General features: G+C 66.7%; 23 protein-coding genes. 11 read left to right on the top strand and 12 right to left on the bottom strand.

Features of this window, described 5'->3' with window-relative positions; genetic code table 11:
* Positions 1-112: 112 nt before the first annotated feature.
* The 3 genes from glpK (at position 113) to AzCIB_RS16450 (ending at position 4,077) form a co-directional block, all read left to right on the top strand.
* A complete protein-coding gene (gene glpK, locus AzCIB_RS16460; RefSeq protein WP_050416875.1) occupies positions 113-1,603 on the top strand; it encodes a glycerol kinase GlpK in 1,491 nt (496 codons plus the stop codon).
* Between the two features lie 2 nt (positions 1,604-1,605).
* On the top strand, positions 1,606-3,177 hold the full coding sequence (locus tag AzCIB_RS16455) for a glycerol-3-phosphate dehydrogenase/oxidase (RefSeq protein WP_232299243.1): 1,572 nt from the start codon (positions 1,606-1,608) through the stop codon (positions 3,175-3,177).
* Positions 3,178-3,246: 69 nt separating this feature from the next.
* Complete coding sequence (locus AzCIB_RS16450; RefSeq protein ID WP_050416873.1) at positions 3,247-4,077, top strand: DMT family transporter; 831 nt, start codon at positions 3,247-3,249, stop codon at positions 4,075-4,077.
* Between the two features lie 10 nt (positions 4,078-4,087).
* Here AzCIB_RS16450 and AzCIB_RS16445 read toward each other — a convergent pair whose 3' ends face one another.
* Positions 4,088-4,441 carry a DUF2917 domain-containing protein gene (locus AzCIB_RS16445; protein ID WP_050416872.1) on the bottom strand — a complete coding sequence of 118 codons (354 nt, stop codon included), beginning with the start codon at positions 4,439-4,441 and terminating at the stop codon, positions 4,088-4,090.
* Positions 4,442-4,550: 109 nt separating this feature from the next.
* Between AzCIB_RS16445 and gcvA the strand changes: the two genes are divergently transcribed.
* Complete coding sequence (gene gcvA / locus AzCIB_RS16440) at positions 4,551-5,561, top strand: transcriptional regulator GcvA (protein ID WP_050416871.1); 1,011 nt, start codon at positions 4,551-4,553, stop codon at positions 5,559-5,561.
* A 9-nt stretch (positions 5,562-5,570) separates the two neighbouring features.
* Here gcvA and AzCIB_RS16435 read toward each other — a convergent pair whose 3' ends face one another.
* Both AzCIB_RS16435 and AzCIB_RS16430 read right to left on the bottom strand, forming a co-directional pair.
* Entirely contained in the window at positions 5,571-6,905 is a 1,335-nt protein-coding gene (locus AzCIB_RS16435; protein WP_050416870.1) for a sensor histidine kinase, read from the bottom strand.
* Positions 6,902-7,663, bottom strand: coding sequence for a response regulator (locus AzCIB_RS16430; RefSeq protein ID WP_050418413.1), 762 nt, complete (start codon positions 7,661-7,663; stop codon positions 6,902-6,904). The genes AzCIB_RS16435 and AzCIB_RS16430 overlap by 4 nt, the downstream gene beginning before the upstream one ends.
* A gap of 227 nt (positions 7,664-7,890) precedes the next feature.
* On the opposite strand from AzCIB_RS16430, the gene AzCIB_RS16425 reads away from it, so the two are divergent.
* Positions 7,891-8,448, top strand: coding sequence for a Spy/CpxP family protein refolding chaperone (locus tag AzCIB_RS16425; RefSeq protein ID WP_050416869.1), 558 nt, complete (start codon positions 7,891-7,893; stop codon positions 8,446-8,448).
* Between the two features lie 120 nt (positions 8,449-8,568).
* Here AzCIB_RS16425 and aceA read toward each other — a convergent pair whose 3' ends face one another.
* From aceA to clpS, 4 genes are all read right to left on the bottom strand, one after another.
* Positions 8,569-9,882: an isocitrate lyase gene (aceA, locus tag AzCIB_RS16420; protein ID WP_050416868.1), complete on the bottom strand. Its 1,314-nt coding sequence runs from the start codon at positions 9,880-9,882 to the stop codon at positions 8,569-8,571.
* Positions 9,883-10,220: 338 nt separating this feature from the next.
* Positions 10,221-10,700 carry a ribonuclease E activity regulator RraA gene (rraA, locus tag AzCIB_RS16415; protein ID WP_050416867.1) on the bottom strand — a complete coding sequence of 160 codons (480 nt, stop codon included), beginning with the start codon at positions 10,698-10,700 and terminating at the stop codon, positions 10,221-10,223.
* Between the two features lie 163 nt (positions 10,701-10,863).
* Entirely contained in the window at positions 10,864-13,140 is a 2,277-nt protein-coding gene (clpA, locus tag AzCIB_RS16410; protein WP_050416866.1) for an ATP-dependent Clp protease ATP-binding subunit ClpA, read from the bottom strand.
* Between the two features lie 2 nt (positions 13,141-13,142).
* Positions 13,143-13,451, bottom strand: a complete 309-nt coding sequence (clpS, locus tag AzCIB_RS16405) for an ATP-dependent Clp protease adapter ClpS (protein WP_026296055.1) — start codon at positions 13,449-13,451, stop codon at positions 13,143-13,145.
* A 415-nt stretch (positions 13,452-13,866) separates the two neighbouring features.
* Here clpS and AzCIB_RS16400 point away from each other — a divergent pair, with 415 nt between their 5' ends.
* Positions 13,867-14,070, top strand: a complete 204-nt coding sequence (locus AzCIB_RS16400; RefSeq protein ID WP_050416865.1) for a cold-shock protein — start codon at positions 13,867-13,869, stop codon at positions 14,068-14,070.
* Positions 14,071-14,203: 133 nt separating this feature from the next.
* Here AzCIB_RS16400 and rpmG read toward each other — a convergent pair whose 3' ends face one another.
* From rpmG to radC, 3 genes are all read right to left on the bottom strand, one after another.
* Complete coding sequence (gene rpmG, locus AzCIB_RS16395; protein WP_018990830.1) at positions 14,204-14,371, bottom strand: 50S ribosomal protein L33; 168 nt, start codon at positions 14,369-14,371, stop codon at positions 14,204-14,206.
* Positions 14,372-14,450: 79 nt separating this feature from the next.
* Positions 14,451-14,687 carry a 50S ribosomal protein L28 gene (rpmB, locus tag AzCIB_RS16390; RefSeq protein WP_050416864.1) on the bottom strand — a complete coding sequence of 79 codons (237 nt, stop codon included), beginning with the start codon at positions 14,685-14,687 and terminating at the stop codon, positions 14,451-14,453.
* Between the two features lie 118 nt (positions 14,688-14,805).
* The gene (radC, locus tag AzCIB_RS16385) at positions 14,806-15,483 is read right to left on the bottom strand and encodes a RadC family protein (protein WP_050416863.1); all 678 of its coding nucleotides are present in this window, start codon (positions 15,481-15,483) and stop codon (positions 14,806-14,808) included.
* A gap of 46 nt (positions 15,484-15,529) precedes the next feature.
* Here radC and coaBC point away from each other — a divergent pair, with 46 nt between their 5' ends.
* The 3 genes from coaBC to AzCIB_RS16370 are packed head-to-tail and all read left to right on the top strand — an operon-like array spanning position 15,530 to position 17,605.
* Complete coding sequence (coaBC, locus tag AzCIB_RS16380; protein ID WP_050416862.1) at positions 15,530-16,726, top strand: bifunctional phosphopantothenoylcysteine decarboxylase/phosphopantothenate--cysteine ligase CoaBC; 1,197 nt, start codon at positions 15,530-15,532, stop codon at positions 16,724-16,726.
* Between the two features lie 7 nt (positions 16,727-16,733).
* Positions 16,734-17,183 carry a dUTP diphosphatase gene (dut, locus tag AzCIB_RS16375; protein ID WP_050416861.1) on the top strand — a complete coding sequence of 150 codons (450 nt, stop codon included), beginning with the start codon at positions 16,734-16,736 and terminating at the stop codon, positions 17,181-17,183.
* The gene (locus AzCIB_RS16370; RefSeq protein ID WP_198149545.1) at positions 17,183-17,605 is read left to right on the top strand and encodes an NUDIX hydrolase; all 423 of its coding nucleotides are present in this window, start codon (positions 17,183-17,185) and stop codon (positions 17,603-17,605) included. Before dut ends, AzCIB_RS16370 begins: the two co-directional genes overlap by 1 nt.
* 16 nt (positions 17,606-17,621) lie before the next feature.
* Here AzCIB_RS16370 and AzCIB_RS16365 read toward each other — a convergent pair whose 3' ends face one another.
* Positions 17,622-18,896 carry an NAD(P)/FAD-dependent oxidoreductase gene (locus AzCIB_RS16365; RefSeq protein WP_050416859.1) on the bottom strand — a complete coding sequence of 425 codons (1,275 nt, stop codon included), beginning with the start codon at positions 18,894-18,896 and terminating at the stop codon, positions 17,622-17,624.
* Entirely contained in the window at positions 18,893-19,213 is a 321-nt protein-coding gene (locus AzCIB_RS16360) for a c-type cytochrome (protein WP_198149544.1), read from the bottom strand. Before AzCIB_RS16360 ends, AzCIB_RS16365 begins: the two co-directional genes overlap by 4 nt.
* Before the next feature lie 113 nt (positions 19,214-19,326).
* On the opposite strand from AzCIB_RS16360, the gene soxY reads away from it, so the two are divergent.
* Positions 19,327-19,794: a thiosulfate oxidation carrier protein SoxY gene (gene soxY, locus AzCIB_RS16355; RefSeq protein ID WP_050416858.1), complete on the top strand. Its 468-nt coding sequence runs from the start codon at positions 19,327-19,329 to the stop codon at positions 19,792-19,794.
* Positions 19,791-20,102 carry a thiosulfate oxidation carrier complex protein SoxZ gene (gene soxZ / locus AzCIB_RS16350; RefSeq protein WP_050416857.1) on the top strand — a complete coding sequence of 104 codons (312 nt, stop codon included), beginning with the start codon at positions 19,791-19,793 and terminating at the stop codon, positions 20,100-20,102. Before soxY ends, soxZ begins: the two co-directional genes overlap by 4 nt.

The raw sequence follows: 20,102 nt of genomic DNA, 5'->3' as shown, positions 1-20,102 counted from the left end.
CGGCGAAAGGCGACATTGAACCACACGCAGGTCAGGTGCGCGAGGGTGGGGGATGGTCACGTGCACGGGGCCGCGGTAGGCTTGCGTCATCGCGGGTCTTTGCGGGGGTGGCATGAGCTGGCTGCTGGCGCTGGATCAGGGGACGACGAGTTCGCGGGCAATGGTGTTCGATGCCGACGGGCGCGTGCGCGGGGTCGCGCAGAAGGCCTTCGCTCAGTCCTTTCCGCAGCCGGGCTGGGTCGAGCACGATCCGGACGAGATCCTCGCGTCGCAACTGGACTGTGCGCGTGCCGCGCTCGCCGACGCCGGGATCGCGGCGACGGACCTGGCGGCCGTCGGTATCACCAACCAGCGCGAGACGACGATCCTGTGGGAGCGCGCCAGCGGTCGGGCGCTCGCGCCGGCGATCGTATGGCAGGACCGCCGCACCGCCGCCGAGTGCGACCGCCTGCGCGCCGCGGGACATGCGGAGCGGATCCGAGCGCGCACCGGCCTGGAGCTCGATGCCTACTTCTCGGCGACCAAGCTCGCCTGGCTGCTGGAGAATGTGCCGGATGCGCGGAGGCGGGCGGAGGCCGGCGAACTGGCCTTCGGCACCGTCGACAGCTGGCTGGTGTGGCACCTGAGCGGCGGCGCATTGCACGTGACCGATCCGGGCAACGCCGCACGCACGATGCTGTTCAACATCCACGGCGGTGACTGGGACGACGAGCTTCTCGCCCTGTTCGACATCCCGCGCGCGCTCTTGCCGCGCATCGTTGACAGCAGCGGTGTGTGCGGCGAGACGCGTGCCGAAGTGCTGGGTGCCGCCGTACCGATCGCAGGCATCGCAGGCGACCAGCAGGCCGCGACCTTCGGCCAGGCGTGCTTCACGCCCGGCATGGCCAAGAACACCTACGGCACCGGCTGCTTCCTGCTGATGAACACCGGCGACGCCATCGTCGCCTCGGCCAACCGCCTGCTGACGACGGTCGGCTGGCGTGCCGGCGGGCGGACCAGCTATGCGCTGGAAGGCAGCATCTTCATGGGCGGGGCGATCGTGCAATGGCTGCGCGACGGCCTCGGCCTGATCCGGCAGTCCGGCGAGATCGAGGCGCTCGCCGCGAGCGTTCCGGACAGCGGCGGCGTCGTGCTGGTGCCGGCTTTCACCGGGCTGGGCGCGCCGTATTGGGACGCTTATGCACGCGGCTCCCTGTTCGGACTGACGCGCGGCTCCGGCGCTGCCCACATCGCGCACGCCGCGCTGGAGGCGATTGCATTACAGACGGTGGATCTGGTCGCGGCGATGGATCGTGACGGGGCCGGGCCGCTGACGGAGTTGCGTGTGGACGGCGGCGCAGCGGCGAACGACCTGCTGATGCAGATGCAGGCCGACTTGCTCGGCGTGTCCGTCGTGCGGCCGCAGATGCTGGAGACGACGGCGCTGGGAGCCGCCTACCTTGCAGGTCTGGGCATCGGCGTGTGGTCGGGCGTGGACGAAGTCGCGGCGCATTGGCGCGCGGAGCGGCGTTTCGAGCCGGCGATGGATGCGGATCGACGCGAGGCGCTGATCGCCCGCTGGCATCGGGCCGTCGAGCGCTCGCGCGGCTGGGCCGAGGCGTGAGTGTGACAAACGGCAGGGACGCGGAGGGCCGGCTCGATCGGGCGTCGCTGCTCGCGCGCTTGCGCGCGACCGATGCGTGGGACGTCGTCGTGATCGGCGGCGGGGCGACGGGGCTGGGCTGCGCCGTCGATGCGAGTTCGCGCGGGCACCGCACGCTGCTGCTCGAGGCTCATGACTTCGCGAAAGGGACCAGCTCGCGCGCGACCAAGCTGATCCACGGCGGCGTGCGCTACCTCGCGCAGGGCAATCTTCCGCTCGTGCACGAGGCCCTCGCCGAGCGTTCGCGCCTGCTCGCGAACGCTCCGCATCTGGTACACAAGTTGCGCTTCGTCGTTCCGGCCTATCACTGGCTGGATATCCCCAAGTTCGGCGCCGGCCTCGCGTTCTACGACCTGCTGTCGGGTATGCACGGCATCGGCCACAGCCGCGTGCTTGACGCCGCGAGTACCATCGTCGCCCTGCCGACGCTCAAGCCCGGCGGCCTGCGCGGAGGCATCGCCTACTGGGACGCCCAGTTCGACGACGCGCGCCTTGCGCTGGCCTTGATGCGCACGCATTTCGACCAGGGTGGGCTCGCGTTGAACTATCTTCCCGTCGACGGCCTGGTCGTCGAGGACGGACAGGTGAGCGGCGTCCTCGCGCACGACGCCGAGACCGGCGAGACGTTCCGCATCGCGGCGGGGGTCGTCGTCAACGCGACCGGCGTGTGGGCCGACGCCATCCGCCGTGCGGAGCTCCCGCAGGTGCGTCCCTTGCTTAAACCCAGCCAGGGCGTGCATGTCGTCGTGGATGCGGAATTCCTCCCCGGACGCGATGCGCTGCTGGTGCCGCAAACCGCCGACGGACGCGTCCTGTTCGTAATTCCGTGGCAGGGGCGGGTGCTGATCGGCACCACGGATTCGCCAAGGCAGGACCTCCCGCTGGAGCCGCAGCCGCTCGCGGGCGAGATCGATTTCATCCTCGACGCCGTTGCGCCCTATCTCGTGCGGCCGCCCTCGCGCGCGGACATCCGCAGCGTCTTCGTCGGCCTGCGTCCGCTCATCGGCGCGGGCGACCGTTCCGCCACCCGCAGCCTGTCGCGCGAGCACTGCATCGAGGTGTCGCCGGGCGGACTGGTGACGATCACCGGCGGGAAATGGACGACCTATCGCCGCATGGCCGAGGAGACCGTCGATACCGCGCAGTCGGTTGCCGGCCTGTCGCGCCGTCCGTGCGTCACCGCCGAGCTGCGTCTGCACGGCGCGGAGGCGGGGGCCTCGTCCGATCCCTATGGTTCGGCGCGCGCCTCCGTGGACGCGTTGCCCGGTGCCGGACGCCCCGTGCATGCGGGTTTGCGCCTGACCGAAGCCGAAGTGCGCTACGCTGCGCGCTGCGAGCTCGCCCGCGGCGTGGAGGACGTGCTGGCGCGTCGGTACCGCGCGCTGTTCCTCGACGCCGCCGGAGCGGTGGCCGCTGCGCCGCAGGTCGCGCGCCTGCTTGCAGAGGAACTGGGAAAGGATGCGGCCTGGTGCGAGGCCGAGGTGGGGCGCTTCGGCGCACTCGCCCGGCAATACGGCCGGCCCGAAGAAGAATAAGAAGGGAAGGTCGCGTGGTGCGCAGGACGCCCGTGCAGCTTTCCCGTCGAGGAGACCCGTGTGACGTCCATGCGTATCGCATCGCTGACCCTGGTCACGATGATCGCCTTCGCGGCCAATTCGGTGCTGTGCCGCCTCGCACTTCAGCACACCGACATCGATCCGGCGAGCTTTACCGTGATCCGCCTCGTGTCCGGTGCCGTGATGCTCGCCATCCTGCTGCAGTGGCGGCGCCAGCGTCCGGGCAAGGCGGGCAACTGGGGATCGGCCCTGGCCCTGTTCGCCTACGCTGCGGGATTCTCCTTCGCCTACGTGTCCTTGCCGACCGGCGTTGGGGCCCTGCTGCTGTTCGCGGCGGTGCAAGCGACCATGATCCTGACCGGAATCGCGCGCGGGGAGCGCCTGCGGACGCAGCAGACGGTGGGCTTGCTGCTCGCGTTTGGCGGGCTGGTGTATCTGCTGCTGCCCGGACTGAGTGCGCCGCCGCTCGGCGGGGCGCTGCTGATGATAGGGGCGGGCATCGCGTGGGGCGTGTATTCGCTGCGTGGCCGCAAGGTTTCCGACGCATTGGCGGCAACCGGCGGCAACTTCCTGCGCACGGTGCCGATGGCGCTCGCGCTCGGCATCCTTGGCACCGGCGACGTTCGCGTCGATCCGGCCGGCGCGTTCTACGCGGTGCTTTCCGGCGCGCTGGCCTCGGGGGCCGGCTACGCGGTGTGGTACGCGGCGTTGCGCGGCCTGACCGCCACGACTGCCGCGACCGTCCAGCTCAGCGTGCCGGTGATCGCGGCGGTGGGCGGGGTGTTGTTCCTCGGCGAGGCGCTCACCCTGCGCCTCGTCGTGTCGTCGATCGCGATTCTCGGCGGCGTCGCCATCGTGCTGCTCAAGCGCCGCGCCTGATCGGCGCAATTCAGCGCGTCGGGCCGCAACTGATGCGCTCAGCCGAATACACGGTCGCGTTGGCGACCGTCCGCGCCAATCGCCGCGTCCCGCTCTCGATCCGCGTGAGGAGACGCTGAAGGGCGCTCGCCGGCGGCGGTTCGAGCCGGATGCGGGAGTCGACGTCGGCCTCGATGACCATCCGGCCGTCGCCCGGCACACGGAAGCGGTCGCCCGCGCCGAGCCACTTGTCCTGTGAGTATCCCTCAAGTGTCAGCCATGCGTGGCCGCTTTCCAGACTCACTTCCCAGTCACTCGCGTCGTTGATCGAGAGAATTCCGCCTGCTTGCAGATTCCATTCTGGGCGCGCATATTTCGCTTCCATGATGCCTCCTGATGCGCCGGTCGAACAACCGTCGTGGGAGGAATTGTCATCGCGAACGGTGATCGTGAAAATCGATCTTTTCTGGCATGTTTGTGAATAGGGCTCACATATGGAACGTCCCGGTAAGCTTCCGCCGCTGCCGGCGCTGCGCGTTTTCGAGGCGGCGGCACGCCTGTCGAGCGTCTCGCGCGCGGCCGACGAACTGTTCGTCACGCACGGCGCGGTCAGCCACCAGATCCGCTCGCTCGAGGAGCATCTCGGCTTTCCGCTCTTCCATCGTCAGGGCCGGGCGGTCGTGCTGACGCCGGCCGGCGAAGAACTCCTGCAGGCCGCAAACGGCGCCCTGCGGCAGATCGCCGATAGCGTGGCGAGTCTCAGGCGGCGCTCCAATCCGAACCGCCTGTCGATCAGCGTCATGCCGTCCTTCGCCAGCCGCTGGCTGACGCCGCGCATCGGCCCCTTCATCGATGCCCACCCGTCGGCGGAAGTGAATATCACTGCGACCGGCGCCCTCACGGATTTCAGCCGCGACGGCATGGACCTGAGCATCCGCTGGGGCCCGGGTGGGTATGCGGGAGTCAGGAGCGAACTGCTGATGGACGACGCCCTGTTCCCGGTCGTGAGTCCCGCCCTGTATGCCGGGCATCCCCTGCGCATCCCGGCGGATCTCGCCGGGCTGCCGCTGCTGCGCTCTGAGGGGGAGGACTGGGCACCCTGGTTTTGCGCCGCGGGACTCGACTGGCCCGAACCGGCCAGCGGCCTGATGCTGTCCGATTCGGCCCTGGTGTTACAGGCTGCGCTGGAAGGTCGCGGCGTCGCGCTCGCCCGGCGCAGCCTCGCCGCCTCGGCGCTGCGCGCGGGAAAGCTGTTGCGTCCCTTCGACATCGCCATCGAGGCGCGGCATGCACCGGAAGGGCTCTGCGCGATCGATTTTCCGCCCGATCTGCCGTTCGCGCAGCGCCCGCTGTGGCGCTACTGGATCGTGTTGCCGGAACGGACGCCGGAGACGCCGCTGCTCTCGGCCTTCCTCGACTGGCTGCGCGCCGAGGTCGCGGCCGACCTCGCGGCACCCTTGGAGGCGTTGCCGGCGGGGCGCGGGAGCTTCGCCGCCCTGATGTGATCGCCTTGTTCAGGCGACCGTCGTTCGCGCCAGGGTGACAACGGCCTCGAGCCCGCCCCCGGGCCGATTCGCGAGGCGTACCTCGCCACCCTGCGCCCGCAGCAGGTTGCGTGCGATCGCCAGTCCGAGACCCGTTCCGCCCGTTTCCCGATTGCGCGAGGACTCCACGCGGTAGAAGGGCTCGAACACCTTGTCGAGTTCGTCCGGCGGCAGGCCGGGGCCATCGTCGCGGATGCGGAGTTCGCAGGCGGCGGGCAGAGTGTCCATGGCGATGCGCACGCGTCCGCCGAACTTGTGCCCGTTCTCGATCAGGTTCCACAGCGCGCGTCGCAGTCCGCCAACCTGCCCGCGGCAGGGCGGCACTGGATCGCCCTCGATGTCGACGTCCCAGCCCATGTCCTGGGCGTCGTCGCGCAATGCCCCGACCAAGGCGTTCAGGTCGATCGCCTGCTTCGGCGCGGCCGCGTCCAGACTGCGCGCGTAGTCCAGCCCTTCCTTCGCCAGTGCCTGCATCGCGTCTAGATCGCTCTGGAACTTCGCGCGCAGGGCCTCGTCGTCGATGAGCTCGGCTCGCAGCCGCAGGCGTGTGATCGGGGTCTGCAGGTCATGCGAGATCGCCGCCAGGATGCGTGTGCGCTCGCCGACGTGCTGCAGGATGCGTTGCTGCATGCGGTTGAAGGCGTGCGCCGCCTGCGCGGCCTCGGCGGGTCCGTCGGTGGCAAGCGGCAGACGGTTCGGATCCTCGCCCAGCGCGTCGGCGGCGGCCGCGAGCCGCGTGATCGGGCGTGTCGCGATGCGCACCGCGAACCAGGTGAGGAGTGTCACGCCGACGAGCAGCGCCAGCAGCGCGGTCACGAGGCTGCCGGGGGGAAGTGGTGGCGGGCGCATGCCGAACATCGGGCCGGGCATGCGGATCAGCAGCGGGGTGCCGTCGCCCAGGCCCAGGCTGACGAAGGACTGGAAGCGGTGCGGATGCTCGTCGTCCGACCGCGTACGGGTGAGAACTTCGATACGGTGGTCCGGCAGGGCCTCGCGGATTGCCGCGGCAAGCGGCGCCGATGCGGTACTGGCGGTCGCATCGGGCGGCGGCGGCGCAAGCGCGAAGCGCAGGCGGCGGCGCCCGACCGCATCGATCCATTCTTCGCGTTGCCCCGCGGGCAGGTGTTCGAGCACATCGACGGCCGCCGCGATTTCGCGCGCCACCCCTTCGAACAGGACCTCCCGCGCATAACGGTCGCGTTCGCTGACGAACAGCGCCAGACTTACCGCGAGCACGACGACCATCCCGCCCAGCCAGATCAGCATCAGCCGGGCGAACAGCGTGCGGGTCCAGCGGGTTTTCATGAGGACGCGTCTTCCGGCGCGACCGGTGTCACCGCGCACGCGAGCACGTAGCCCTCGTTGCGCACCGTCTTGATGATCTCCGGTTCGCGTGCATTGTCGCCGAGGCGCTGGCGCAGCCTGCTCACGAGCAGGTCGATCGAACGATCGAAGACGTCCGCCTCGCGGCCCTGGGTCAGTTCCATCAGCTGGTCGCGATTCAGCACCCGCTGCGGATGCGACAGGAACACCGACAAAAGTCTGTATTCGGCGCCGGACAAGGGGGCGATCGTGCCGTCGGGGCCGACGAGGTGGCGGCCCACGGTATTCAGGCGCCAGTGCGCAAAGCCCAGTTCGCTCGCGTGCTGCACCGGCGCGGCATCGAGATTGGGCGGCAGCGCGCGTGCGCGGCGCAGGACGGCGCGGATGCGCGCGAGCAGTTCGCGCGGTACGAAAGGTTTCGGCAGATAGTCATCCGCACCCATCTCCAGCCCGAGGATGCGGTCCATGTCCTCCCCCCGTGCGGTCAGCATCAGGACCGGTGTGCTCACGTGCGGGCCGGCGGCGCGCAGGTTGCGGCACAGGGTCAGGCCGTCCTCCCCGGGCAGCATCAGGTCGAGCACGATCAGATCCACGCGGTGACGATCGAGCGCTGCCTTCATCTCGCGCCCGTCCGCGGCAGTCGTGCAGCGCATTCCCTGCTTTTCGAGGTAGTCGGCCAGCAACGTGCGGATCTCGCGGTCGTCGTCGACGATGAGGATATGGTCGGGCGCGTTCGTCATGATCATTGAATCGTAGCAGCAGCGCGGCAGGGGCCGTCCTGCGAGTTCGTGTCGAGCGAATCTTACGGCCGCGAGGCTGCCGGTTTGTATCCCAGAGTATCGCCCACCGCGCGCGAAACACGACCATTCAATCGGGGCCCCTGCGGACAAACCACGCTTACACGCCGGTGATCAAATGACTCTGCCGCCCGCGACGGGCGAACCCGAACACCAACCGGAGAAGGATCATGAAAACCTGGATGAAGAATTCACTCGCCGCCGCGCTGGTCGCGACGATCGGCATCGGCGCCGGCGGGGCGCTTGCGGCACCGTGGGGCGACTGCGACGGTTCGCGTAGTGGAGCGCACCGGATGCACCGCATGGACCCGGCAGCGATGTCCGAGCACATGACCCAGCGCCTCGCGACGCTGCAGACCGCGCTTGCCCTCAAGTCCGAGCAGGCGCTGGCGTGGGAGCAGTTCAAGAGTGTGATGCAGGACAAGGCGCGCAGGATGTCCGATCACATGCAGGCGATGCGCACGCAGGAGCGTCCGAAGACTGCACTTGAACGCATGGAGCGCATGGAGTCCCACGCGAAGGAGCGCCTGGCGTCGATGCAGGACGTGCGGAAGGCCACCGAAGCGCTGTATGGCGGACTCGATGCGACGCAGAAGACGACCTTCGATGAACAGTTCCGGATGTTCGGGCCGCGCGAAATGGGGCGCGGGATGGGGCGCGGCGGGAAAGGCGGCGGCCGCATGGGACCGGGCATGATGCCGCCGGCGGGCCCCGACGGCACGAACTGAGCCCGATCCGGCGCAAGGAAGGTTTGCGCCTCGGCGTTCCGCAAAAATAAAAAAGCCGCGCCTTGTGGGCGCGGCTTTAGCTTGGGCGGGCCTGATGGCGGCCCGCCTATGCCCCTTTGATCAGTGGAACTGCTCTTCTTCGGTCGAGCCGGTGAGGGCCTTGACCGAGGACGAACCACCCTGGATGACCGTGGTGACGTCGTCGAAGTAGCCGGCGCCGACTTCCTGCTGGTGCGAAACGAAGGTGTAACCCTTCTCGCGAGCGGCGAATTCCTTCTCCTGGACCATTTCGACGTAGTGCTTCATGCCTTCGCCGCGAGCGTAAGCGTGCGCGAACTGGAAGGTGTTGAACCAATTGACGTGGATGCCGGCCAGCGTGATGAACTGGTACTTGTAGCCCAACGCCGACAGCTCGTCCTGGAACTTGGCGATGGTCTTGTCGTCGAGGTTCTTCTTCCAGTTGAACGACGGCGAGCAGTTGTACGACAGCAGCTTGCCCGGGCAGGCTGCGAGCACGGCCTGTGCGAATTCACGGGCGAAGCCGAGGTCCGGCGTGCCGGTCTCGCACCACACCAGGTCGGCGTACGGGGCGTAGGCGACACCGCGGCTGATGGCCTGCTCGAGACCGTTCTTCACGCGGTAGAAGCCTTCCTGGGTGCGCTCGCCAGTGAGGAAGGGCTTGTCGTTGGCGTCGTGGTCCGACGTGATCAGGTTCGCGGCTTCCGCGTCGGTACGGGCCAGGATCAGCGTCGACACGCCCATCACGTCGGCGGCGAAGCGGGCCGAGATCAGCTTCTCGATCGCTTCCTGCGTCGGCACCAGCACCTTGCCGCCCATGTGGCCGCACTTCTTCACGGCAGCCAGCTGGTCTTCGAAGTGCACACCGGCGGCACCGGCGGCGATCATGTTCTTCATCAGTTCGAAGGCGTTCAGCACGCCGCCGAAACCGGCTTCCGCGTCAGCGACGATCGGCAGGAAGTAGTCGATGAATTCCTGGTCGCCCGGGTTGATGCCGCGTGACCACTGGATCTCGTCGGCACGCTTGAAGGTGTTGTTGATGCGGCGAACCATGGTCGGCACCGAGTCGTAGGCGTACAGCGACTGGTCCGGGTACATGGTTTCGGAGGTGTTGCCGTCGGCGGCAACTTGCCAGCCCGACAGATAGACGGCTTCCAGGCCGGCCTTGGCCTGCTGCATCGCCTGACCGGCAGTGATCGCGCCGAACGCATTCACATAGCCCTTCTTCGCGCCGCCATTGACCTTCGCCCACAGCGTCTCGGCGCCACGCTTGGCCAGCGTGTGCTCGATTGGCAGGGAGCCGCGCAGGCGGACGACATCGGCGGCGCTGTAACCGCGCTTGATGCCGTTCCAGCGGGGGTTTTCGGCCCAGTCTTTCTCGAGGGCGGCGATTTGCTGTTCGCGGGTCAGGGTCATGACAATTCCTTCTCGACGGATGGTTTAGGTGCAGGTTTCAACTCGGCTGCCTGCCCGGTCGGTGTTCCGGCCGGGTGGGGCTTGCCGGTACGGGGGCCGCAGAAGCGTCCTCGTGTGGGGAAAAGTATAGGGACGATCTCGCTTTGCAGCAATAAGTCTTATATAAGATATAAGAAATTATTTGAGGCAAAAAAATCAACGAGTTGCGAGCATGGTTTCACATTGTGAGATCGAGGTCGGCGTTGTGAAATGAAATACTGCTGCGGCGCGCAAGATCGGTCGCGCGCAGGGGCAGGGTCAAGACCGGGGCCGGCGTGTGCAGCGCGGTCCCGTGACGGTCATAGCAGGGTCGAATCGGAAACCACGACGCCGTCCTCGTCCGCATAGACGAACTGACCGGGCACGAAGGTGACGCCGCCGAAGGTCACCGGCAGATCCCTGTCGCCGACGCCCTTCTTGATGCTCTTCTGCGGGTGCGTGCCGAGCGCGAACACGCCGATGTCCATGCCGCCGATCGCCTTGGAATCGCGGATGCAGCCATAGACGATCACGCCGGCCCAGCCGTTCTTCACACCCAAGAGCGCCAGCTGGTCGCCGACCAACGCACAGCGCAGCGAGGCGCCACCGTCGATCACGAGCACGCGGCCCTTGCCCGGCCCCTCCAGTGCGGTGCGCACCAGCGAGTTGTCCTCGAAGACTTTGAGCGTCGCGATCTCGCCGCCGAAAGCGGGGCGGCCGCCGTAGCTGCGGAACATCGGGCTGACGACACGGAGTTTGCCCTCGTGGGCGTCGCAGAGGTCGGCGGTCTGGATTTCCATGCTTGCGTTTCCTTGTTTGCTGGCGGTTGATAGGGGCCTTTCGATGACACGCGCAAACCTGCGCGCGCTCAGGAATGGCACGATAAACCAGCGTGGCACACAAAAAAAGGGCGACCCGCAGGTCGCCCTTTCCGATTGTGCCCGGTTCGCGGTGCTCGAGCGCTCAGACCGTGGCCGCTTCGGTCTGGTCGAAGACCAGCTTGACCTTGCCTTCACCGTCGAGATCGATCGTCACCCTGCCGCCGTGCACCAAGCGTCCGAACAGCAATTCGTCGGCCAGCGCCGAGCGGATCGTGTCCTGGATCAGGCGTGCCATTGGTCGCGCTCCCATGACCGGATCGAAGCCCTCGGAGGCCAGCCAGCCCTTGAGCTCGTCGGTGAAGTGCGCCTCGACCTTTTTCTCATGCAGTTGGGCTTCGAGCTGCATCAGGAACTTGTCGACGACGCGCAGGATGACCTCGTTGTCGAGCGGTTTGAACGAGATGGTCGCATCCAGCCGGTTGCGGAATTCCGGCGAGAACATGCGCTTGATCTCGCCCATCTCGTCGCCGACCTCGCGCTTGGCCGAAAAGCCGATCACCGACTTCTGCATCATCTCGGCGCCCGCGTTGGTCGTCATGATGATGATCACGTTGCGGAAATCCGCCTGCCGACCGTTGTTGTCGGTCAGCGTGCCGTGGTCCATGACCTGCAGCAGGATGTTGAAGATGTCCGGGTGCGCCTTCTCGATCTCGTCGAGCAGCAGGACGCAGTGCGGCTTCTTCGTGATCGCCTCGGTCAGCAGTCCGCCCTGATCGAAGCCGACGTATCCCGGCGGCGCACCGATCAGGCGGCTCACCGCATGGCGCTCCATGTATTCCGACATGTCGAAGCGCACGAGCTCAATGCCCATCGTGAAGGCAAGCTGGCGCGCCACCTCGGTCTTCCCGACCCCGGTGGGGCCGGAGAACAGGAAGCTGCCGATCGGCTTGGCGGGATTCCCCAAGCCCGAGCGCGACATCTTGATCGCCTTGGCGAGCGCTTCGATCGCCGCCTCCTGGCCGAACACGACGTTCTTCAGATCGCGGTCGAGATTCTTCAGCGCAGCCTTGTCATCGCTTGATACGGTGCGCGGAGGAATGCGCGCCATCTTCGCGACGATGTCCTCGATCTCGCCCTTGCCGATCGTTTTGCGCTGCTTCGACTTGGGCAGGATACGCTGTGCGGCACCCGCTTCGTCGATCACGTCGATGGCCTTGTCTGGCAGCTGGCGGTCATTGATATAGCGGGCTGCCAGCTCGGCCGCCGAACTCAGGGCGGCCGTGGAGTACTTGACGCCGTGGTGCTCTTCGAACCGGCTCTTGAGTCCCTTGAGGATCTCGACCGTCTCGGCGACCGAGGGCTCGGTCACGTCGACCTTCTGGAAGCGCCGCGACAGCGCATGGTCCTTCTCGAAGATCTGGCGGAATTCGGAATAGGTCGTCGCGCCGATGCACTTCAGCTGGCCGGAGGAGAGCGCCGGCTTGAGCAGGTTGGACGCATCCAGCGTGCCGCCCGACGCGGCGCCCGCGCCGATCAGCGTGTGGATCTCGTCGATGAAGAGGATCGCGTTGCGCGTTTCGCGCAGCTGCTTCAGCACGGCTTTCAGGCGCTGCTCGAAATCGCCGCGATATTTGGTGCCGGCGAGCAGTGCGCCCATGTCGAGTGCGTACACTTGCGCCCCTTCGAGCACTTCCGGGATGCGGCCTTCGACGATGCAGCGCGCCAGACCTTCCGCGATCGCGGTCTTGCCGACACCCGCTTCGCCGACCAGCAGGGGATTGTTCTTGCGCCGACGGCACAACGTCTGGATCACGCGCTCGAGCTCGCGTTCGCGGCCGATCAGCGGGTCGATCTTGCCGATGAGGGCCTGCTGGTTGAGGTTCTGCGTGTAGTTCTCGAGCGCGCTGTTGCTCTGCGCCCCTTCGCTTTCCTGTTCGCCTTGTTCCTGGGGTTCGCTCTTTCCCGCCGGCGGCTGCCCCTGCTGCGGGGACTTGGATATGCCGTGGGAGATGAAGTTCACCACGTCCAGGCGCGAGATGTTCTGCCGCTGCAGGAAATAGACGGCGTGCGAATCCTTCTCGCCGAAGATCGCCACCAGCACGTTCGCGCCGGTCACTTCCTTCTTGCCCGACGACTGCACATGCAGGATCGCACGCTGGATCACGCGCTGGAAGCCAAGCGTCGGCTGCGTGTCGATCTCCTCTGTGCCGTCGACCTTGGGAGTGTGCTCGTTGATGAAATTCGCCAGTTCCCGACGCAACTCCTCGACGTTCGCTGCGCAGGCGCGCAGGACCTCGGCTGCAGAGGGGTTGTCGAGCAGCGCCAGCAGCAGGTGTTCTACGGTGATGAACTCGTGCCGCTTTTGCCGGGCTTCGACAAATGCCATGTGCAGACTGACTTCAAGCTCTTGCGCGATCATTCTCAGTTTTCCTCCATCACGCATGCCAGCGGATGCTGGTGCTGACGGGCGAAGGATACGACCTGTTCCACCTTGGTCGCCGCGACGTCCTTCGCGAAGACGCCGCAGACCCCCATGCCCTCTCTGTGGACTTGGAGCATGACCCGCGTAGCCCGTTCGCGGTCCATGCCGAAAAATTTCTGCAGCACAACGATGACGAAATCCATGGGTGTGAAATCGTCATTGAGCAACAGCACCTTGTATAGCGGCGGGGGCTTGGTGCGAGAGCGCTCCGCCTCGAGTATGAACTCGCCCTGTTTTTGCGTGGCCATGCGGCCCATTCTAATCAAGTGGAAGCGGAGTGCAACAGCTGCCGGACGGCCCGGGCAAGGCGTTTGTGCGTTCGCGGAAGCGCGCGGATACGACAAGCGGCATATTGCGGCGCAACTAATGACCGCCGATGGATAATCGCTTTGGCTTGACTGGAGACTGCGCCAAAGTGGGCATTTTCAGGGGGTTTTCATCGCTGCGACGCAGCAATTCGGAGGGGTAATAAATTGTTGACGCTGTGCTGACAAATGGGTAAAAGCAGGACGGGTGCGAGATGCAAAGTCCAATGTACTGGCTCTGCGGTCCTGGCTGTCTTCGGGGCCTCTGGGCTAGTGCGGGTAAGGCTTCACTGAGCATTGATGCACTGAAGGGGGAGACCCCGCATCGTTTTAAGAAATTTTGAAGGATTAAGGCAACATGGCAACTGGTACCGTTAAGTGGTTCAACGACTCCAAGGGTTTTGGCTTCATTACTCCGGACGATGGTAGCGAAGACCTTTTCGCTCACTTCTCTGCGATTACTATGGGCGGTTTCAAGACGCTGAAGGAAGGCGAAAAAGTCTCCTTCGAAGTCACCCAGGGTCCTAAGGGTAAGCAGGCCTCTAACATCCAGAAGGCCTGATGTCCCGATAGTCCCGAAGGCCGCACGCCCCTGCGAAAGGCCTTCAGGAAAAACAAGAGGCCGCCGGAGTGATCCGGCGGCCTCTTGTTTTGCGCGCTGCGTCCCTGGAGCAGGCCGCAGCCTGCGAGGGTGCTTACTTGAGCTTCACTTCCTTGTACAGGACGTGCTTGCGTGCGACGGGGTCGTACTTGTTGAACTCGAGCTTGTTCGGGGTGGTGCGCTTGTTCTTCGAGGTCGTGTAGAAATGACCGGTACCTGCGGTCGATTCCAGCTTGATCTTTTCGCGGCCGCCTTTAGCCATTTGAATCTCCGTTCAGTTACAGCGCTGCGTGGCGCAGCGCTTGGATCCGCAGTGTCAGACGAGTGTCAAACTCGCAGTGTCAGATCTTCTCGCCGCGGGCGCGCAGCTCGGACACGACGACGTCGATGCCCTTCTTGTCGATGGTGCGCAGCGCTGCGTTGGACACGCGCAGGCGGATCCAGCGGTTTTCAGCCTCGCTCCAGAACCGGCGATTCTGCAGGTTCGGGAGAAAACGACGCTTGGTCTTGTTGTTGGCGTGGGAAACGTTGTTTCCCACCATCGGTGCCTTACCGGTAACTTGGCAAACGCGAGCCATAGGTTGCTCCAGGGAGTTCGGATTGCGGAAAACGCAAGATGATATCCGATGTTCCGTGACGGGAGCAAGTCCGGCGTGCGATTGCCGGACAAAGTCGGCGTCATGGGCGAGGCCCGCCCTACAGCAGGCCCCTTTCGGCGAAGGAGAGTGGCCGCGCGTGGGCGGTAACGATGAAGTGGTCGAGGACGCGCACGTCGACGAGGTCGAGCGCCTGCTTGAGAGTGCGGGTCAGCAACTCGTCGGCGCCGCTCGGTTCGCTGGCGCCGGAGGGGTGATTGTGCGCAAGGATGACCGCGGCAGCATTGCGCGACAGGGCGAGCTTGACTACCTCGCGCGGGTAAACGCTGGTCTGCGTGAGCGTTCCGCGAAAAAGTTCGACTGCCTCGATCAGGCGGTTGCGGGCGTCGAGGAGCAGCACGCAGAAGACCTCGTGCGGCAGGCTGCCGATGCGCAGCCGCAGCCAGTCGCGCACCGCGGAGGGCGAGTCGAACACGTCGCGCGCGGCCATCTCCTCGCTCAGCGCGCGCCGCGCCAGTTCCATGACCGCCTGCAGTTGGGCATACTTCGCCAGCCCCATGCCGGGGACTGCGGAGAAATCGTCTGCCGGCGCGGCGCACAGGCGGGTGAGCGAGCCGAAGCGTTCGAGCAGGTCGCGTGCGAGATCGACAGCGCTCTTGCCGCGAATGCCGACGCGCAGGAACAACGCGAGGAGTTCGGCGTCGGAGAGGGCTTCGGGTCCGCGTCCGAGGAGTTTTTCGCGCGGGCGTTCGTCTTCCGGCCAGTCGGTGATAGCCATGTCGGGAGCAGGTTGTGGGTGATCGGATAATTGTAAGGCATATGCCATGTGCGAATTGAAGGGGCGTAAGCTGGTCCTCGGCGTGACTGGCGGGGTGGCCGCATACAAGGCGGCGGAACTCGTGCGGCTGCTGGGCAAGGCAGGAGCGGACGTGCACGTCGTGCTGACGGAGGGCGGTGCGCGCTTCGTGACGCCGGTGACCTACCAGGCGCTGTCGGGCAATCCGGTATGGACGGACCTGTGGGATGCGCGCATGGACAACAACATGGCGCACATCGATCTCACACGCGGCGCAGACGCGGTGTTGATCGCGCCGGCGACGGCGGACGTGATCGCGAAGCTGGTGCAGGGGAGGGCGGACGACCTACTGAGTACGCTGTGTCTCGCGCGCGAGTGCCCGCTGCTGGTGGCGCCGGCGATGAACCGCCAGATGTGGGAACACCCCGCAACGCGGCGCAACATGGCGCAGCTCGTCGCCGACGGCGCGACGCTTCTCGGGCCGGCTGCCGGCGACCAGGCCTGCGGGGAGGTGGGCATGGGGCGGATGCTGGAGCCGGAGGAGCTGCTCGAGCACGTGATCGCATTCTTTCAGCCGAAGCTGCTCGCGGGCCGCAAGGTCGTCCTGACGGCCGGGCCGACCTTCGAGGCGATCGACCCGGTGCGCGGGATCACCAACACCAGTTCGGGCAAGATGGGCTATGCGCTGGCGCAGGCATGCGCGCGCGCCGGTGCGGAAGTCGTGCTGGTGAGCGGCCCGACGGGCCTGCCCGTGCCGGCGGGCGCGCGTCGCGCGGACGTGCGTAGCGCCCTGCAGATGCGCGATGCCGTGATGGCGGCGCTGCCGGGGGCGGACGTCTTCATCGGCGTGGCGGCGGTGGCGGACTATCGTCCGGCCGAGGCAGCGGAGCACAAGGTAAAAAAGTCGTCGGCCGACATGACGCTGCGGCTGACGCCCAACCCCGACATTCTGGCCGAGGTCGCGGCGCGCGAGAATGCGCCGTTCTGTGTCGGCTTCGCTGCAGAGAGCCGCGACCTGGATGCCTACGCCGAAGGCAAGCGGCGGGCGAAGCGCTTGCCGATGCTGGTGGGCAACCTGGTGCAGGACGGCCTTGGAAGCGACGACAATCTGGTGATCCTGTACGACGACGCAGGGCGTCATCCGCTGGAGCGTGCGCCCAAGACCGAGGTTGCGCGCAGGATCGTCGAACATCTGGCCGGTCTGCTGAAGACGGCTGCCAACTGAGACAAACATGCACCGAATCGACGTCAAGATCCTCGACGATCGCCTGCGCGATCACAATCCTTCCTATGCCACGCCGGGTTCGGCCGGGCTGGACCTGCGCGCCTGCCTGAACGTACCGGTGACCCTTCATCCGGGCGAGACGGCGCTCATCCCGAGTGGCCTCGCGATTCACCTCGCCGATCCGGGGCTCGCCGCGATGGTGCTGCCGCGTTCGGGGCTGGGCCACAAGCACGGCATCGTGCTGGGCAACCTCGTCGGTCTGATCGATTCCGACTACCAGGGCCAGATTTTCGTGTCGGTGTGGAATCGTGGCCGCGCGAGCTTCACGTTGCAGCCGATGGAGCGTATCGCGCAACTGGTGGTGGTTCCGGTGCTGCAGGTCGGGTTCAACGTCGTCGATGAATTCCCCGAAAGCGATCGCGGCGAGGGCGGGTTCGGCAGCACCGGCAAGCATTGATGCATGCGGGGATTCCCGTCGGGGTGCATGTCCTGCTCGAGCGCGAGGGCGGCATCCTGCTGATGCGCCGTGCCGGTACGGGCTTCTTCGACGGGCTCTTCAGCCTGCCCGGCGGCCACGTCGAGCCGGGCGAATCACTGGGCGGGACCGCGGTCCGCGAGATGCGCGAGGAGCTCGGGATCGACATCGATCCGGCGGAGCTGGCGAACATGGGCGTCGTGCATCGCCGCTCGGACACCAACCGGGTGGACTTCTTCCTGCGCGCGAAGGCGTGGTCGGGCGAGCCGCACATCTGCGAGCCGGGCAAGTGCGACGCGCTGGGCTGGTTCGCGCGCGACGAGCTGCCGGCGAATACGGTGGCCTATGTGCGCGAGGCGCTGGCCGCGGGCGAGGGACCGTGGCTGTTGGAGCTGGGCTGGTGAGGCGCCACCCGGCGCTTCAGGCGAGCATGTCGGCGCGGATGTTCTGCGCCCACGCCGCGGCGTAGCGGCCTTCCTCTTCGTTTGCTGCCGACGACAGGCCACCTGCACCGGCGACGGGCAGGACGGTTCCTTCGGCGGCGTCGTAGCGGTGGACGGTCGCGACGTGGATTGCGTTGCGGTCATCGACAAAGCTGTAGCAGGTGTTCAGAAGCGTCGGGACGGGGTCGGGCGAACGGCCGTCAAGGAGTTCGACGATCGCGGCGGCGGCGAGCTTCGCCTGCTGGTTCGCGATGTGGCCGGACTTCGGCATGCCCGGTGCGGCGAGCACTGCGTCGCCGATGACATGGATGCCGGGGGCGCCGCGCACTTCCATCGTGCGCCAGTCGACGTCGACCCAGCGGCGGTTGATCAGGGGGATGTTCAGGCGGTCCACGAGGTGCCCGGCGCGCATCGGCGGGATGACGTTGAGGACGTCGGCGCGGACCCGGTCGAACTCCAGCTCCGCGCTCAGGGTTTGGGCATCGACCGACAGCAGGGTGCTGTCGGGGCGGTATTCGATGATGTTCTTGTACGATCCGGCAAAGGCTGCCGCGAACAGCGCCTTCTTTGACTGGATCTCGCTGTTGGCGTCGAGCAGGAGCAGCTTCGCGCGCGGCTTTCGGGCACGCAAGTAGTGCGCGACGAGGCAGGCCCGCTCGTAGGGGCCGGGCGGGCAGCGGTAGGGGGACTTCGGGACGTGCAGCGCAAAAACGCCGCCCTCCGGCATCGCCTCGATCTGGCGACGCAGCAGTTCGGTCTGCGGGCCGGCCTTCCAGGCGTGGGGAATGCGTTCGAACTTGCCCGCGAGCCCGGCGACCTGTTCGGTGAGGAAATCCACGCCGGGCGCCAGCACGACGCGGTCGAAGCCGATCCCGTCGTTGCTGGCGAGGCGGAGCTCGCGTCGGGCGACGTCGATGCGGACAACTTCGTCGTTGACGACGCGCACGCCCCAGCGCGTGCGCAGGCGGTCGTAGCTCGCGGTGAGGTCGTCCAGGCTGCGCAGTCCGGCGAGGACGAGGTTGGACATCGGGCAGGATACGAAGCGCGCTTCGCGTTCGACCAGCGTGACGTCGATGCGGCCGGCGCTCCACATGCGCAGGTACTTTGCCGTCGTCGCGCCGCCGTAACCGCCACCGACCACGACGACGTGCGGGGCGCCGGGCCGCGGGGCGGACGAACACGCGGCCAGGATGGCGGTGGCCGGTGCGGTCGCGGCAAGGCCCAGGCTGCGCAGGAAACGGCGTCGGTTCATCGTGGGTCGAGTGCCGGGTCAGGGCTGCCGGCGAGATGGGCGGCGATCAGCGAGAGCTGTTCGTCACTGTAGCCGCGCACGATCTGGTGCATGACGGTCGCGGGTGTGTCGCCGCTGCGAAACGCCCGTAGCCGGTGCAGGAGTCTGTCCGCCGGCAGGCCGACGATGCGCGGGATCGCGTTCGGCGCGGGGGCGTCGGCTGAATGACAGGGGGTGCAGTTGGCGGCAAGATTGCGCGCATGGAGGGCGGCGGAGTCGGCGGCATGAGTCGTGCCGGCAAGCAGGCACAGGGCGGCGAGGGTAGACTTGCCGGTCACGGACGTTCTCCATGCGGTGGCGCATGCGCGGGACTGCGCAGTATAGCGCGCGTGGTAGGCGCGTCCGGGCGACGGCCGGATAGGTGAGAATTGAATGAAGATTCGGGAGCGGGATGGATAGTCGGCGCAGGGATGTGCTGAAGGCGGGTGGCGGACTGGGGATGTGGTCGGTGCTGGTGGCCGCCGGGATCGTCGCGCCGGCGCAGGCTCAGGATGCGAGGAACGCGGCCGCGTTCGAGGCCACCACTCTCGACGACGCCTTGCGGGCGCTGGGTGCCGAGGACGCGGCGGAGAGCGGCGCGATCCGCATCGTGGCCCCGGATGTCGCCGAGGACGGGCGTGCGGTCGCGATCTCGGTGGCCAGCGACATTCCGCGGACGGAGCAGATCGTAATCCTCATCGAGGAGAATCCCTGGAAGGTCGCGGCGAGTTTCCGTCTCTCGGGTGCGATGGCTCCGACTATCCAGACGCGGGTGAAGATGGCGCGTTCGACGCGCGTGCAGGTGTTGGTGAAGGCCGACGGGCAGCTCTTCGCGGCGCGGCGGGAGGTCACCGTGACCGTCGGGGGCTGCGGGACATGAGCACGCCGACTCGCATCCGCGCGACGCTCAAGGACGGAGGCACGGAATTACGCATGCTGTTCTCGCACCCGATGGAGAACGGTCTGCGCAAGGATGCCGAGGGTAAGCGCATTCCGGCGCACTTCATCACCGAGGTAAGCGTGCGGCGCAACGGGGAAATCGTGCTGGCGGCGGATTTCGGCCCGTCGATCGCAACGAATCCCTATCTCGCCTTCAGCATCACCGGCGGTGCTGCGGGCGACGAGATCGTCGTGAGCTGGCGCGACAACCTCGGCGATACGCGCAGCGACGCGATCCGGGTGGCATAG

This window comes from Azoarcus sp. CIB (genome assembly GCF_001190925.1).
Classification (GTDB): Bacteria; Pseudomonadota; Gammaproteobacteria; order Burkholderiales; family Rhodocyclaceae; genus Aromatoleum.
The sequence above is the reverse complement of the archived record's forward strand: the minus strand, read 5'-3'. Positions and strand labels throughout refer to the sequence as shown.

Bases quoted from the DNA above. Each gene is read 5' to 3' on its own strand.
- rpmB (WP_050416864.1), bottom strand. From the start codon at position 14,687: ATGGCTCGCGTTTGCCAAGTTACCGGTAAGGCACCGATGGTGGGAAAC.
- AzCIB_RS16425 (WP_050416869.1), top strand. From the start codon at position 7,891: ATGAAAACCTGGATGAAGAATTCACTCGCCGCCGCGCTGGTCGCGACG.
- AzCIB_RS16365 (WP_050416859.1), bottom strand. From the start codon at position 18,896: ATGAACCGACGCCGTTTCCTGCGCAGCCTGGGCCTTGCCGCGACCGCA.
- clpS (WP_026296055.1), bottom strand. From the start codon at position 13,451: ATGGCCACGCAAAAACAGGGCGAGTTCATACTCGAGGCGGAGCGCTCT.
- glpK (WP_050416875.1), top strand. From the start codon at position 113: ATGAGCTGGCTGCTGGCGCTGGATCAGGGGACGACGAGTTCGCGGGCA.
- AzCIB_RS16450 (WP_050416873.1), top strand. From the start codon at position 3,247: ATGCGTATCGCATCGCTGACCCTGGTCACGATGATCGCCTTCGCGGCC.
- rraA (WP_050416867.1), bottom strand. From the start codon at position 10,700: ATGGAAATCCAGACCGCCGACCTCTGCGACGCCCACGAGGGCAAACTC.
- AzCIB_RS16430 (WP_050418413.1), bottom strand. From the start codon at position 7,663: ATGACGAACGCGCCCGACCATATCCTCATCGTCGACGACGACCGCGAG.
- radC (WP_050416863.1), bottom strand. From the start codon at position 15,483: ATGGCTATCACCGACTGGCCGGAAGACGAACGCCCGCGCGAAAAACTC.
- AzCIB_RS16370 (WP_198149545.1), top strand. From the start codon at position 17,183: ATGCATGCGGGGATTCCCGTCGGGGTGCATGTCCTGCTCGAGCGCGAG.
- dut (WP_050416861.1), top strand. From the start codon at position 16,734: ATGCACCGAATCGACGTCAAGATCCTCGACGATCGCCTGCGCGATCAC.
- clpA (WP_050416866.1), bottom strand. From the start codon at position 13,140: ATGATCGCGCAAGAGCTTGAAGTCAGTCTGCACATGGCATTTGTCGAA.
- coaBC (WP_050416862.1), top strand. From the start codon at position 15,530: ATGTGCGAATTGAAGGGGCGTAAGCTGGTCCTCGGCGTGACTGGCGGG.
- soxZ (WP_050416857.1), top strand. From the start codon at position 19,791: ATGAGCACGCCGACTCGCATCCGCGCGACGCTCAAGGACGGAGGCACG.
- AzCIB_RS16400 (WP_050416865.1), top strand. From the start codon at position 13,867: ATGGCAACTGGTACCGTTAAGTGGTTCAACGACTCCAAGGGTTTTGGC.
- rpmG (WP_018990830.1), bottom strand. From the start codon at position 14,371: ATGGCTAAAGGCGGCCGCGAAAAGATCAAGCTGGAATCGACCGCAGGT.
- AzCIB_RS16435 (WP_050416870.1), bottom strand. From the start codon at position 6,905: ATGAAAACCCGCTGGACCCGCACGCTGTTCGCCCGGCTGATGCTGATC.
- gcvA (WP_050416871.1), top strand. From the start codon at position 4,551: ATGGAACGTCCCGGTAAGCTTCCGCCGCTGCCGGCGCTGCGCGTTTTC.
- aceA (WP_050416868.1), bottom strand. From the start codon at position 9,882: ATGACCCTGACCCGCGAACAGCAAATCGCCGCCCTCGAGAAAGACTGG.
- soxY (WP_050416858.1), top strand. From the start codon at position 19,327: ATGGATAGTCGGCGCAGGGATGTGCTGAAGGCGGGTGGCGGACTGGGG.
- AzCIB_RS16445 (WP_050416872.1), bottom strand. From the start codon at position 4,441: ATGGAAGCGAAATATGCGCGCCCAGAATGGAATCTGCAAGCAGGCGGA.